The sequence below is a fragment of the Microbulbifer elongatus genome, assembly GCF_021165935.1.
Lineage (GTDB): Bacteria > Pseudomonadota > Gammaproteobacteria > Pseudomonadales > Cellvibrionaceae > Microbulbifer > Microbulbifer elongatus.
Genome location: NZ_CP088953.1, coordinates 1,337,446 through 1,351,339 on the forward strand (window position 1 = coordinate 1,337,446; position 13,894 = coordinate 1,351,339).

The 13,894-nt window shown below is 58.5% G+C and carries 8 protein-coding genes; 1 reads left to right on the forward strand and 7 read right to left on the reverse strand.

The window, feature by feature from the left end:
• Nucleotides 1-72: 72 nt before the first annotated feature.
• The 4 genes from LRR79_RS05435 to LRR79_RS05450 all read right to left on the reverse strand — a co-directional run bounded on the left by LRR79_RS05435 (nt 73) and on the right by LRR79_RS05450 (nt 7,731).
• The gene (locus LRR79_RS05435) at nt 73-915 is read right to left on the reverse strand and encodes a DUF3014 domain-containing protein (RefSeq protein WP_231759386.1); all 843 of its coding nucleotides are present in this window, start codon (nt 913-915) and stop codon (nt 73-75) included.
• A gap of 245 nt (nt 916-1,160) precedes the next feature.
• Nucleotides 1,161-3,053, reverse strand: a complete 1,893-nt coding sequence (locus tag LRR79_RS05440) for an alpha-amylase family glycosyl hydrolase (protein ID WP_231759387.1) — start codon at nt 3,051-3,053, stop codon at nt 1,161-1,163.
• A 183-nt stretch (nt 3,054-3,236) separates the two neighbouring features.
• A complete protein-coding gene (locus tag LRR79_RS05445; protein ID WP_231759388.1) occupies nt 3,237-5,696 on the reverse strand; it encodes a glycoside hydrolase family 31 protein in 2,460 nt (819 codons plus the stop codon).
• Between the two features lie 145 nt (nt 5,697-5,841).
• Nucleotides 5,842-7,731 carry a glycoside hydrolase family 13 protein gene (locus tag LRR79_RS05450; RefSeq protein ID WP_231759389.1) on the reverse strand — a complete coding sequence of 630 codons (1,890 nt, stop codon included), beginning with the start codon at nt 7,729-7,731 and terminating at the stop codon, nt 5,842-5,844.
• A gap of 301 nt (nt 7,732-8,032) precedes the next feature.
• On the opposite strand from LRR79_RS05450, the gene LRR79_RS05455 reads away from it, so the two are divergent.
• Complete coding sequence (locus LRR79_RS05455) at nt 8,033-10,300, forward strand: alpha-amylase family glycosyl hydrolase (RefSeq protein ID WP_231759390.1); 2,268 nt, start codon at nt 8,033-8,035, stop codon at nt 10,298-10,300.
• Between the two features lie 36 nt (nt 10,301-10,336).
• Here LRR79_RS05455 and pgaD read toward each other — a convergent pair whose 3' ends face one another.
• From pgaD to pgaB, 3 genes are read right to left on the reverse strand one after another with little or no spacing between them, the layout of a single operon-like run.
• Nucleotides 10,337-10,816 (reverse strand): poly-beta-1,6-N-acetyl-D-glucosamine biosynthesis protein PgaD, encoded by a 480-nt coding sequence (gene pgaD, locus LRR79_RS05460; RefSeq protein ID WP_231759391.1) that lies wholly within the window; start codon nt 10,814-10,816, stop codon nt 10,337-10,339.
• The gene (gene pgaC / locus LRR79_RS05465; RefSeq protein ID WP_231759392.1) at nt 10,813-12,069 is read right to left on the reverse strand and encodes a poly-beta-1,6-N-acetyl-D-glucosamine synthase; all 1,257 of its coding nucleotides are present in this window, start codon (nt 12,067-12,069) and stop codon (nt 10,813-10,815) included. The genes pgaD and pgaC overlap by 4 nt, the downstream gene beginning before the upstream one ends.
• Nucleotides 12,066-13,892 (reverse strand): poly-beta-1,6-N-acetyl-D-glucosamine N-deacetylase PgaB, encoded by a 1,827-nt coding sequence (gene pgaB / locus LRR79_RS05470; RefSeq protein WP_231759393.1) that lies wholly within the window; start codon nt 13,890-13,892, stop codon nt 12,066-12,068. Before pgaB ends, pgaC begins: the two co-directional genes overlap by 4 nt.
• Nucleotides 13,893-13,894: the final 2 nt, after the last annotated feature.

Below are 13,894 nucleotides of genomic sequence, written 5' to 3' on the forward strand. Positions count from 1 at the left end.
GTCGAAGCATTGGTCGAACTGTTGAACAAAAAGCCCGCTAGATTTCTCTGGCGGGCTTTTTTTTGAGAGGACTTATTGCTCTGAAGGCATATTCTGAAGTGCACTTTTCAGTTCGCGCAGCTTCTCTTTCACTCTCGCGGCATTGTCCGGACCGATGCGAATCATCAGTTTGTGCAGGCCGGGCATTTTTTCCAGTTTTTCGTCTTCAAACTTGTAGTAGACCGTGGGGCGCACCAGTTTGATGGGGCCTTCGATTTCGGGGGCGGCGAGGGCCTGGTCGATGGCGGCGAGAAGGGCGGCATGGAAGTTTTTGTTTTTCAGGCCCAACTCTCCGTAAGCCTGCTTCAGGCGCGGGTACCAGAACTGGTAGAGATCGACGGCGGTGTCGGTGTCCACCATCGCGAACAGGCGCACCGGCTGGTCGTAGCGCTGATAGTTTTCCTGGGACAGTACATACACCTTCTGCCCATCGTCTTTGATTTCCAGTTCCTTGACCGCGAGCTTGCCGTCGACGTTCTTGAACGGACGGTTCTTGTGCATCAGGTCGCCCTTGGTGGCGGTGTTTACCGCGGCCACCCATTTGCGCACCACTTCATCGGGTACGATCCATTTGACCAGGGCGCCGTCGGAGGAGAGGCTGATGATGTCTTTGCGGGCCTCGCTGTCGCTGTCATTGAGTGCGGGTAGCTGGCGTGGGGGATCTTCCGGCTCGGTGGGTTCCGGTGCCGGTGGAATGACCGGCTCGTCTTCGGGCTCGTCGAGGTTAACCTTGGGCTGGGTTTCGGGGGCAGTCTCGGGAACCGGTTCGGGAACGTCCTGCTTGACGTTGTCGCGCACCGCAAACCAGTAGATTCCAAAGGCGACCGCTACCGTCACCAGTAACGCGATCAGCCACTCTTTGATCGAACCACCCATCTCGACATCCTCCCATTGATTCCCGTTTGCCCGATTGAAAAACCAAGGCTGGCGCCTCAAAACTCAGTGTAAACCACTGACTGCGAAGTCTAGGACAGTATCAGGTTGGGAAGGTTTCGCCTATAGGTAAGGTATAGGCACGGTATAGGCTCGGTATAGGCCCAGAGAAAAAGATGGGAGCCGGCGTGATACGGGGAGAGGACAATACCGGGGGCGCGCCTGCGCCCCGGTGATGGTGAGAATAATTATGGCGTGACTTTCAGAATCTGCCCGGCGAGCGCTGGCGCGGTCAGCGGCAGCTGGGCGGACAGGTCATCGGCGACGACCATTTCTACGGAGCCCTGGGTCAGCTGGTTGGTAAGGGTGTACTTACCGGGTGCCAGTTGCCACTCCTCGACCAGTGCTGTTGGTAGCTGCAGGGTGGTGGTAGCGTCGCTGTCAGCGAAGTTGGCGATCACCAGCAGGCGCTCGTCACCGGACCAGCGGGCAAAGCTATACAGCTTGTCCGTGTAGTTTTGTCCCCGTTCCCGGTTGTAGCGGTGCAGGTCGCGGTACTCTCCGGTGAGCGCCGGGCTCTGGCGGGAAAAGGTCAGCAGTTTGGCGTAGAAGTCGCGCAGGGATTTTTCGGATTCGCTGAGCTTTTCGCTATTGAACTGCCCTTCGTTATTCCAGCGACGGATGGTGGGCACGGACCAGTAATCGAAAATAGTGGTGCGGCTCGCTTTGCCAAAGCCCGCATCGCCGGCACCGGGCTCGCCCAGTTCCTGACCGAAGTAGAGCAATGTGGGTGCGCCGCTGCTGGTTGCAGAAACTACCATGGCGGGGATACCCGCCTTGGGGTTGCCGGCAAATTGCGGGCTGGCGATACGCTGCTCGTCGTGGTTTTCCATAAAGCGCAGCATATGGTCTTCGATACCGCTGAGGCTCTCCTGAATGTCCACCAGGGGATCGGTGCCAGCCTTGCCCTCCATCACTGCGCGGATCGCATCGTAGGTACCCACCTTGTCGTACAGATAATCCATTTTGCCCAGGTGCACATAGTCGCGGTAGAGGTCTGGCTGGTAGATCTCCGCCAGCAACAAGGCGTCGGGTTTCTGCATTTTGATGGAAGAGTTCAGGTAGCTCCAGAACTCCACCGGCACCATGCCGGCCATATCGTAGCGGAAGCCATCCACACCGAAGGCGAGCCAGTAGTCGGTGATCTCACGGAATTTTTTCCAGCTGCTGGGAATGTCTTTGTCAGCCCAGAAGGCGGCATGTGCGCGGTAGTCTTTCTGCGCGAGGTCTGCCGGTAACTCGGCAAAATCGTGGGAGCCATCCGGGCGCACGCCGAAATTGATTTTTACGGTTTCGTACCAGTCGCCCTGTGCCGGTTGCGGTGCGCGGCTGCCATTTCCGGTCCATTTGGCCGGTACTTCCTTAAAGGCGCCGTCAATCAGTGGGTGGGCTTCGCCGTTCAGTGGAAGGTAACCGTCTTCCGCCACCGGTACCCGAAAGGATTCGCCGGGAACATAGTAGAAGTTGTTGTCACGGGCGTAGGCAACACTGGTGTCGTCGTCCACCCCGAAATCGCGCACGCCCTCGGGCTTGGCGAGAGACTGATAATTGCGCGCTACATGGTTGGGAACAATGTCGATAATTACCTTGAGACCGGCATCGTGTGAGCGTTCGATCAGAGCCCTGAATTCCTCCAGCCGTTTGGCTGGGTCATCGGCAAGGTCTGGGTTCACACTGTAGTAGTCCTTGACCGCATAGGGAGATCCCGCGCGCCCCTTGATCACATCCGGATCGTCATTGCTGATACCGAAAGCGCTGTAGTCGCGCACCACCGCATGGTGCAGGGAGCCGGTGTACCAGATGTAGTCCGCACCCAGGGCTTTAATTTCCTGCAACGCTTTGGGAGTGAAGTCACTGAACTTGCCCACGCCGTTCTCTTCGATCGTGCCCCAGGGCTTGTTGGTGGGGTTGGTGTTGCCGAACAGGCGCGGCAGCACCTGATAAATGACCGGTTTGCCATTGCTCTGGACTTCGGCCGTGGCCGCCCTGGGTTCACTGGTATTGGTGGGTTCCTGATGGCAGGCGGTAAGCGTGCCGGCGGCAATGGAAGTGGCCAAAAACAGGTGGATAAATTTTTTCATAAGCTCGGTATTTGTTGTCTAGTGTAGGAGCCTGCTTGCAGGCGATTTTTCGGGCTGCAAATCAAGCAGCCGTCCATGGAGCAAACGCCGGCCCGGCCATCCATGGCCGGTCGCAAATACGAGCAGCGAGCAGTGCTCGCTATGCGCTCAGATTTGCCCTGCAAGGTGTGCGTTGTAGCTTGGTTAGTTAATTACAGTCAGGCTCTGGCTTTTCTCGGACCAGTTGAATTTCACATGCAGGGTCTTGGCGCGCTTGTTGTACCAGGCCGTATTTTCGGCCAGCGCACTTTCCTTGCGCACCAGCGCCAGAGTCTGTTCACCCTGCTGCACGGCAACGGGCTGCGCTACGTTATGCAGCACCAGCTCGATACTGCGTGCCTGGGGAGCGCCGGCATAGCCGTTGCCTTCACGGCCAAAGCGGAATGCAATACCCGATTTGGTGCGCTCTCCGGCAAACGTCAGTTTCTCGTACTGACCCTTGGCGTAGGCATCCGCGGTAATCCCATCGTCTTCGTAGATATAGCCGCTGGAGCGGGGTGCGGATTCGTGAGCGTAGTAATCCAGACGCAGATTCGCGCTGGAGTAATCGCGGGTATTGTTCAGACCGGACACCGTTGGGATAAAGGCGCCGGCACGGACCAGCACCGGAATGGTTTCGAGGTCCACATCAATTTTCGCCAGGTCCCCACCGTACTGGTTATCGTTCCAGTAATCGAACCAGATGCCGCCGGGAAGCTGCACGGCAACTTCATCCACATCTTCCGCCGTAACCGGGGCAACCAGGAAATCGTTACCCCACAGGTAGGCGTCTTTGTGATCCATCAGCGCCAGGTCATTTTCGTTTTCGAAAAACAGCGGGCGCATCAGCGGCATGCCGGTCTGGCTGTTTTCAAACGCCAGGGTGTAGTTGTAAGGCAGCAGCTGATAGCGGAGCTTGACGAACTCGCGGGTGATATTGCGGGTTTTGCGGTCGTGGAACACGGGCTCCGGGGCGATGTGTTCCTGAGCGTGGGGGCGATACACCGGCTGGAACACACCGTATTGTAACCAGCGGATGTACAGTTCCCGGTCAAACTTCTCGCCGCCGGCAAAGCCGCCGAGATCCGAGTGGGTATAGCCGAAGCCGAGCAGTCCCATCTGCAGAGACAGTTCTACCTGTGGCTGCAGACCACCCCATTCCCGGGCCACGTCACCGGTCCAGGGAATCATGCCGTAGCGTTGCGAGCCCGGGAAGCCGGCGCGCATCATGATAAAGGGACGCTGTTCCGGGCTATCTGCCTTCTCGTTTTCGAACAGCATCTGGGCCCAGCGGTGTCCGTAGGCGTTGTGAATCTCATCGGCCATACCGATGGCGTGCACTGTGTCTGCGGGGTGGACCTCGGGTTCGCCGAGATCGCCCCACCAGCCGGAAACGCCCTGTTCTTTCAGGTCTTTGTAGATTTCCCAGAACCAGTCGCGACCGTCCTCGGAGAAAACGTCAATCAGGCCGGTATTGCCGAAATAGAATTCAAACTGCTTGGGGTTGCCGGCGAGATTTTTTGCCAGCGCATTACTTGCCACTGCGTCGCTCCAGCGCTCGGAGGTCGAGAGCACAAACGGTTCGGTGACGAGGATGGTTTCAATTCCCTGCGCGCGCAGGTCGGCCATCATGTCCACCGGTGTCGGGAATGCGTTTTTATCCCACGCCAGGTTGCCCATATGGCCCTTGATATCCGGGCCGAACCAGTAAAGATCCAGTACCAATGCATCCAGCGGGAAATCTTCCTCGCGGAATTTTTCCACCACATCGCGCACTTCCTGTTCTGTGCGGTACCCGAAGCGGGAAGCGAAGTTGCCCAGCGCCCAACGCGGAGGCATTGGCTGCCGGCCGGTAACATCCACATAGTTCTCGATCAGCTGCGGGTAGGTTTCTCCGGCCACCACGATATAACTGGTGCGGCCCGCCTGCGCTTCAAACTGCAGTACGTTTGCCTCGCTGGCCCCCAGGTCCATCGCACCGGTGGCACTGTTGTCGAACAGCAGAATATATTTGTTGCTGCTCATGACCGCCGGCAGCCCGAAGTACATCTGGTCCGATTCGGTGGTATACCCGTAATGGGCTTTGTTGTAGAGCGGCAGGCGATGGCCGCGACGATCCATACCCAGTACCCGCTGGCCGCCGCCGATCAGTTTTTCATTATCACTCAGAGTAAAGCGAAAGCCGCGCATGGTCTGATTGGCAAAGAAACCGTGTTCTTCACTCAGCAGCGGCTTGTCGTCGCGCAGGTATTCGATGGCAAACGGCGACTTGTGGATAACCGCGGTGAGATCGCCGAGGGCGTACTGCAGTGCGTCCTGGGAAACACGCAGTTGCGCCGCGACATCCCGCTTGAGCTGATCGGCGCGGGCAAACGACGGCAGTTGCTTGATGCCGTCGCGCTGGTAGTGCACTTCCAGTGCGCTGGGGTTTACCGGGGTCAGGGTTACCTGACTGTCACTGGTTTCGATCACCAGTTGGTTATCGAGCAGCTGGTGGCTGCGATATTCCCGCACAGATTCTGCGAGCGCCGGTTGCGCGGCGGTGGCGAGGAGGGTGGGCAGCAGGGTAGCCAGCCCGAGTTTTTTCAGCAGCCTTGTGGGCTTCTTGGAATTTACTACTTTCATCGTCTTCGCTTTTTGTATCTGTAATGTTAATTCGGGTTTACGGTGCTCGCTCCGCAACTCCGTCATGCCGGACTTGATCCGGCATCCAGCTGTGCTGGATCTGGATACCGGATCAAGTCCGGTATGACGAAGTGAGAGGGTTTCGCTAGTGGACCTCAACAACCGCCACATCACCTGCAGGGATCACCATCTCTTTCAGCGGAGTGGACTTGCCGGAGGTAATGTTGGTTGCTTTGGATTTTGTTCCCAGCATTTCTGCCAGATGCGCCAGCGGCAGCTCACGGGCGGTATCGCTCTTGTTGATCGCTACCATGACCGTGTCGTTGTCGTCATAGCGGAAATACACATAGAGGCCATCGATGGGGGCAAAGTGCTTGAGCTTGCCGTTGTGGATAACGTCTTTGTCCTTGCGCCAATTGAACAGGGTGCGCACAAACTGCTGGGCCTGTTTCTGTTCTGCGCTCAGGTTTTTACCGCTGAATGCGTTTACCTTGTCGCCGGCCCAGCCGCCGGGAAAATCGCTGCGCACAATGCCATCGTCCCGGTGCTTGGGGCTTTTCGCCAGAATCTCATCGCCGTAATAGAACTGCGGAATACCGCGCATGGTGGCGATGTAGGCCATGGCCATCCGGTACTTGCCCAGGTCTTCATCCAGCTGACTGTAAATCCGGCTCATATCGTGGTTGCCGGCGAGGATCACCAGATTGTTCGGATCGGGATAGAGCACATCGTTGGCCAGTGACTCATACAGGGAAATCAGGCCGGTGCTCCAGGTTTCGGATTTTTCCAGCCCTTCACGCAGGCCGTAGAGCAGGGGGAAATCCATCATGCTGGGGACATGGGAGACGTAGCCGTTGCGGTTGTGATTGCCGGCCTGCCAGTAGGCCACCAGCGCCGCCTGCCGCGTCCACTCTTCGCCGACGATATTGAAATTGGGGTATTCCCGCATCAGGCGCTCGGACCAGCGGGTAAGAAAGTCCGCATCGGAATAGGCATAGGTATCCACGCGAATCCCGGAGAGGTCCGCGTACTCCACCCACCAGATGGCGTTCTGGATCAGGTAATTGGCCACCCGCGGGTTGCGCTGATTGGGGTCCGGCATGGAGTCTACAAACCAGCCGTCGGTAAACAGCTGGTGGTCCTTGTGACTGGCGTAGGGATCCATATGTACGGTACGGGCGTGATTGGTGTACTCGAATTCGCCCTTTTCGATACCGGTGCCGTTGAGCCAGTCATCGCCGGGCAGATCTTCCAGCCACCAGTGACCGTCGCCAATATGGTTTGGCACCATATCCTGAATCACCCCAATCCCTTTCTGCTTTGCCGCCGCCACAAACCCGCGGAAGTCTTCATTGCTGCCGTAACGCGGGTCGATGCGGTACAGATCCGTGGCGGAATAACCGTGATAGGAGTAGGCCGGCTGGTTATTTTCCACCAGCGGGTTGGGCCAGATCTGGGTAAAGCCCATATCGGCGATGTAATCCAGGTGCGCCTGCATACCGGCGATATCGCCGCCGTGACGGCCACCGGGGGCGCTGCGGTCCGGCCCTTCCAGCATATCCGGGGCGCGGTCATTGGCGGGGTCGCCATTGGCGAATCGGTCCGGGGTGATCAGGTAGATGGTGTCACTGCTGTCGAAGCCCTGGCGCTCGGCGGAGCCGACGCGGCGCTGTTTCAGGGTGTATTCAACGGTGATCGGATTGTCGCCGTTGTGCAGTTTGATCGGCAGGGTGCCGGGCCTGGCGTCGTCGCTGATCGCCAGATTGATAAACAGGTAATTGGGGTTCTGCTCCCGCTCGGTACCGCTCAGGGTAACGCCGGGGTAGTCGATGGTGACTGCGGCGTCTGCAATAGCGTCGCCATACAGCATCAGCTGCAGGTTGGGCTCCGCCATCTGCGTCCACCAGAAGGGTGGTTCCACCCGTTCAACCGCGGGCTGGTCGGAGGCATTCGCCCCCATGGTCAGTGCCATCAGCGCCGAAAACAGCGGGGCGGACAGTCGTGCCCGAGGGCGGCGGGGAGTATCCATCATCATCGCGGTCACCTGTTATTGGTCTGGGCGCTCTATCCCAAGGGACGCTAATCCGGGGACTGTTCGCACTTTTTTTCACCATTGTGCCCACTCTGCACCCCCCTGTTATCCCCCTCCCGGCGGGGGGAGTCGCCGGGGCTCCCCTTTCGTGGGGCTGGCGCGCAATTTCACCACGCCCCACCCGGGGAGGAGGTACCGCAGCGCCAGTTCGGCAGTATGTACAGGAGCCCGCAGTAGCGCGGATCTGCAGTAGAAAGTTCGCCGGGCACACCTTTAAGAAAAATAATCAACCGAGATGATGAATATGAACAAGAGTTACCTGGCCCTGGCGGCACTGCTGCTGGGTACGAGTTCTATGGCGCAGGCAGAATGGTTCCTGCGCGGCACCCACAACCACTGGCAAGCGGATCAGATGCAGGATGTCGGCAGCAACACCATGCTCGCCGACGATGTGGTCTTCACCACCGCCGGCGAGATCAAATTCGACCGCTGGGGAGACTGGAGTGAAAACTATGGTGCCAATGGGCAGTTGAACGGCAATAACATTCCGGTCGCTGCCGGCACCTGGGACATCAAGTTCTACACCGATACCCACGACTATCACATTATTCCGGCGGACGACCCGGTAACCCCCGCAGCCACCCTGCACCTGCGCGGGACGCACAATGGCTGGGCCGCCGGTGACCTGCTTACGCGGATCGGTGACAGCGATGAATACGAAGCCTGTCGCAACTTCACTAGCGGTGACGGCAACGGTGGCCCGCGCTTCAAAATCGATCCCAGCGGCAGCTGGGCCGGGAGTCAGTTCCCCGCACAAGATGCCACCGCCAGTGGCTGGACCCATATTGTCGCCAATGGCGAGAGCAACAGCCTTGTGAGCATCACCGTGGATCTCGACGAAAACTGTGGCACAGCTCCCCAGGATAGCGATGGCGACGGCGTGCCGGACGGCGCAGACCTTTGCCCCAACACCCCTGCTGGTGCCACTGTGGATGCCGATGGCTGCGAAGTGGAGCAGCCGGTACTGAGCGATTTCCGCAACCGCAGCATGTACTTCGTATTTGTGGACCGCTTCGCCAATGGCGACCCCAGTAACGACAACGGCAACAATCCGGCCGCAACCTCCAGCACCAAATCCGCCGGCGGCCTGTCCGAGTGGAAAAAATACTGGGGGGGCGACATTCAGGGCCTGATCGACAAGCTCGACTATCTGGAAGCGCTCGGCGTTACCGCTATCTGGGTCACTCCGCTGAACGACAATATCGACAATTCAGGATCGGATGGGGCCTACCACGGCTACTGGGGGCGCGACTTCTACGAAGTGGACGAGCACCTGGGGGACTGGGCGCTGGTGGATCAGCTGGATGCGGAAATGGAAGCGCGCGGTATGAAGCTCGTGCTGGATATCGCCCTCAACCACTCCAACCAGGACGATCAGTACGAGTTTGGCGCACTCTATAAAGAGGGCACTTTTATCACCGATGTGAATCAGGATAACGGTACCTGGTATCACCACAACGGCGCTATCGCCGACTGCGGTGACAGTGACCCATCCACCACCTGTGGTGGCGAATGGGACGACCCCTGGTCTTTCACCAACAAGACCCTGTTCAACCTCACCGACTTCAACCACGGGTTTAACAGCAATAGCGCGGCAGATCAGTACCTGATTGATGCTGCGATCAAGTGGATGAGTCACGGCGTGGATGCCTTCCGTATCGATGCCATCAAGCATATTGAGCCCAACTTCATCAATCGCTTCAGTCAGGCCGTACGCGCGGTCGACCCGAATGTGTATATCTTCGGAGAGTGGTACGGCGCCGGTGCCGGTGAAAGCCTGTCGATGACCTTCCTCAATGAGAACCGCGGCTCCGAGCTGTTGGACTTCCAGCTGCGCAACAACATCGAAGCGGCCATTGCCGGCGATATCACCATGACCCAGCTGAACACGCACATCGAGTCGCGCGCGGGGGCCATGGGCAATCGGGAAAGCTGGCAGCCCATCTTCCTCGACAACCACGACGCGACGCGCACCAGTGTGTTCCTGCAGACTACCGGCCCGGTTGATAACGGCCGCACCGGTAAAGGGTTCAGCAAGGCGCTCGCCGATGCACGCCAGAACCTGGGGATGGCCCTGGTGATGACCCTGCCGGGCATTCCCACCATCTATTACGGCAGCGAACAGAACAGCACCTGGTTTGCCGCCAATGGCGATGGTCAGGTCGGTCACGATCCCTACAACCGCGAGGGTATGCCCTCCTTCAGCGAAACCACGCAGGCGTTCCAGCTGATCAGCGCCCTGGCCAACCTGCGCGCCCAGAGCCCGGCACTCGCTTCCGGCAGTTACAACGAGCGCTGGGTGAATCAGGACATTCTGGTGTTCGAGCGGATCCAGGGTAGCGACGCGGTAATGGTGGCCGTTAACCGCGGTGGCAGCACCTCCATCAACGTGAGCAATCTGGCACTGGCCGACGGGCAGTACAGCAGCCTGGTGGGCAGTGATTCGGTGAGTGTGAGTGGTGGCTCCGCGGTTCTGAATCTGGATGCCAACGAAGTCATCGTGTTGCACTAAACAGCATTGTCCCGTGCCTGCTCACAGGGCACTGGGCTAGCGGTCTTTTCCTGAAGCCCCGGGCAGCCGCTCGGGGCTTTCTATTTTGGTGATGGTGCCCCGGTCGATGTGTACCAGAGAAATGCGTTGTGTCTGCAGCTTTGCCATCTCCGCGGGGTGCACGGAAAACCTGCGCGCCTGGGATTCCGGGGGGAGCGGTGAGGGTGGGTTTCTGGCATCGGCAACCGACTTCAGGTATTCGCGGCGGCTGATCGCAAGAACGGAAAGTGATAGAGAAAACAATACGATCAATTTGAAGAATGGCAGCAGTTCCTGGAAAAAAAGTTTCGCGTGAACCGGCGGGAGAGCGTCGCGCAGGCCAAGCGCCACTTCGGTAGCGTGCCAGGCGATAGTCAGCACTGGTTGCAGCAACCAGATCATCAGGGCCCACGCCAGAAAGGTGAGAGCACCATCGCGCAAACGGCACCACCTGGGAACCTTTGCCCGGTCAATAATCGGCGGCCAGACTGGATTCATCGGAATCCCCTGTCGGGGCTTGTCCAGGTACCGGTTTGATGTCGCAAGTAGAGAATGCTGCGAGGTAAACCGACGATTGCGGTCAGCGCCTGTACAACCCAGAAAATCAGTGGGTACCAGATAATCCAGTAAAGGCTGCGGAATATATCCGGTTCAACTCTCCGGTCGAGCAATGCGGCGATCAGCGCCTGCAAGAGGTAGGTCAGTGCAAGGGTCATCCCCCACTTGTCAGGCAGGAACCCCAAGCTGTTAAAACCCAGTCCAAACGAAATTCCCAGCTGATGCAGTAGCCCGACACCCATAAACAGAAGTATGGTGTAAGACCAGAGTATCGAGAGCACATAGTTGATCCAGATAGGCCACATACGCAGCCCTTTGCGCGAGAAAAGCTGAGGGAAATATCGGAGGATGACTGTGGTTCCCCCTTCGCTCCAGCGCACCCGCTGTCGCCACAGGCCGCGAAATGTTTCCGGGGTCAGTATCCACGCGAGAGCCTTGGGTACAAATTCGACATTCCAGCCCGCCATCTGAACACGCCAGGTCATATCCACATCGTCCGTCAGGGCGTGTGTATTCCACCAGCCCGCCTCCTGCAGGGCGCGCTTACGGAAGGCGCACACCGCGCCGGACACTGTAAAAAAGCTGCCGTAAATATTCTGTGCCCGGCGGATCAGGCCCACCATGCCGGAGAACTCCCCCACCTGCAGTAGCCCCACAATACTGCTGCGGTTGCGAATGCGCGGATTGCCCGCGATACCGCCGATCCGAGGGCTGACCTGAAACTGCCGCACTATCCAGTGCAGGGCATTGCGATCCAGTAGTGCATCGCCGTCGATACACACCAGGATTTGATATCGCGCAGCCAGAGCCCCAGTATTGAGCGCACAGGATTTGCCCTGGTTGCTGGCAAGATGAATGACCGACAGGCGCGAGTTAGCTTCGCAAAGGTCATCCAATATTTGCCCGGTTTCATCCACGGAGCCATCATTAACTGCAATGACTTCGAAATTCGGGTACGTAATACGACTCAGATTTTCAATGGTTTCCCGGACTTGAGTGCCCTCGTTATAGCAGGGCACCAGAATGGAAACCCCCGGGTAGGTGGTCAGCTCGGGAGGGGAATCAAGCTGCGGTTGATGCCGTTCGCGCACGATGAAAAACAGCACCGCACCGGTTATCCAGTAGTAGGCCATGACAAACGGGTAACCGAAACAGAAAATGGCCAGGGCCTGTTCTACATAGGTCCAGTTCACGGTGTTTTCTCCCCGGATTGTTTGGCAGAGGCGGGGGGATCCGTAACGGTACCCTGCGCAGGGAATGTCCGGGCGGAGTTGGTGGGGGACAGCGAAGTTACCGGGGGGCGATCGTTGATAAGGTCCTGTGGGTCCCAGCCAAAGGTTGTGCCGCCGAAACTCTGATACTGCAGAATCGCATCGCGGATTTCCGCCGCATTCGCACTGTCGCCAGTGTAGCCCCACAATCCTGTACGGTGTGCAATGCGCTGATAGGGCGAAAGCCCATAGGGAGGAGCCGGGTCGCGCTCGTCTTCGCTCAACGGAATGGGGTTACTGGTTGGGCCGGGTACCAGTGTGATATCCGCAAGCGCTGCGCCGCGCATCAGCGGGTAGTACTGTGGCGCGCGCCAGAACAGCTGAAGCCCGGGGCGCTCGTGCTCTATAAGAGCAAAGCAGCGCATTGCCAATTGATCGGCCAAGGGCCAATCACTGTAGTCTTTGTGTCGACGTTTTGCCCGCATTTGCCATGGTGTATCTGTGGTTTCGGCCGGTTGTTCGGCCAGGCGGGGCACATCGTTGAGTAACAGTCCATCGAGGGGGACATATCGCCCCAGGTCCTGGCACAGTTGTTCCACCGCCCGGGTAGAACCGAGGGTGCGCAGCGCCTGCCGATGGGGAAAGCGGATAATCACCCGCGTACCTGCGCGAGCACGCATCTGTGCTGCCAGCCGCGATAGCAGATCCTGTTGCATAGGCAAGGTGCGGGTAGGAAACCAACTTGCGGTAATGTCGCCGTTGTTGTCTTCCACCAGGGTATCAACCAGAACACTGGTGGTACCCAGGGTCTGCAGATTCTCCAGTGCTGCACCCAGTCGCAGATTTGTCACCTCCGCACTGTCGCTGGCAAAGGCTGAAGGATCGACAGGCACGATACGCCGGGTTTTAGTCCATGGGTCGATAAATTGCATCGCCGAAACCCACTCCCCGAGGGACGGATTTTCCGTAGGCAGATAACGGGCGACCTGCATGGGAATGGATGACGACGGCAAGGTAAGTTGAGCAGGCTCCGGATCCAGCGTCAGTGAAAAGTCAAAACCTGCCGATCGGGCGATCTCCAGAGTTGTCTGGTTATAGCGTCCGTAGGGCCATACCAGTGCTCGGGGCGCACGGCCCAATTGTTTTTGTATTCCGTCGCGGGCGCGCTGTAGGTCGCGGCGGATACGGGCCCGATATTCCGTCTCGTTTTCGTACCCGCGTGTCGGGTCATACTGGCGGGTGACCGCGGCGGGCAAGCCGTTCCCCTGCGGATTGCCAATCTCTTCCCGGTGCAGGTTAAACGTGTGCGAGGCAAACTCGATCAACCCCGATGCCTGCATTTGCCGCGCCTCATCCCAGGTGATAAACGCGCTGCGCGGCAACTGCTGGCGCCCGTAAGTCACCGTCCCCCCCGCAGGCGTATCCATCCACTGCCCTACAACGGCCGCTACCACCGGGTAGCGATAAGTCAGGGCAAGTGGGTAGACGCGGGAAAAGGTACTGCGGCGGCCGTCGTCTACAGTCAGCAAAATGGCATTGTCCGGCAGTGGCGCTTCCCCGCGCTGCGCGCGGGCAATATCGTCGAGGCTGATGGGCGTCCAGTCGTTACCGGCAAGCCATTCGAAAAAAGCCGCCAGCCGATCACTGGTGATCCCCGAGTCGTCCAACTGATCTTCCGTATCGGCAATATCGTGCAGCGCCACACTGTAGAACACGCCGGGTTCCGCGGGATCAGCGTGAACGGAACTGCAGAGCGCCATAAATGAAAAAACGATTCCGAGCAGCAAACTTGGCCAGTAGTGCATGA

Coding starts and splice junctions, on each gene's coding strand:
- LRR79_RS05450 (WP_231759389.1), bottom strand. CDS start 7,731: ATGATGATGGATACTCCCCGCCGCCCTCGGGCACGACTGTCCGCCCCG.
- LRR79_RS05455 (WP_231759390.1), top strand. CDS start 8,033: ATGAACAAGAGTTACCTGGCCCTGGCGGCACTGCTGCTGGGTACGAGT.
- LRR79_RS05445 (WP_231759388.1), bottom strand. CDS start 5,696: ATGAAAGTAGTAAATTCCAAGAAGCCCACAAGGCTGCTGAAAAAACTC.
- LRR79_RS05435 (WP_231759386.1), bottom strand. CDS start 915: ATGGGTGGTTCGATCAAAGAGTGGCTGATCGCGTTACTGGTGACGGTA.
- pgaD (WP_231759391.1), bottom strand. CDS start 10,816: ATGAATCCAGTCTGGCCGCCGATTATTGACCGGGCAAAGGTTCCCAGG.
- pgaB (WP_231759393.1), bottom strand. CDS start 13,892: ATGCACTACTGGCCAAGTTTGCTGCTCGGAATCGTTTTTTCATTTATG.
- LRR79_RS05440 (WP_231759387.1), bottom strand. CDS start 3,053: ATGAAAAAATTTATCCACCTGTTTTTGGCCACTTCCATTGCCGCCGGC.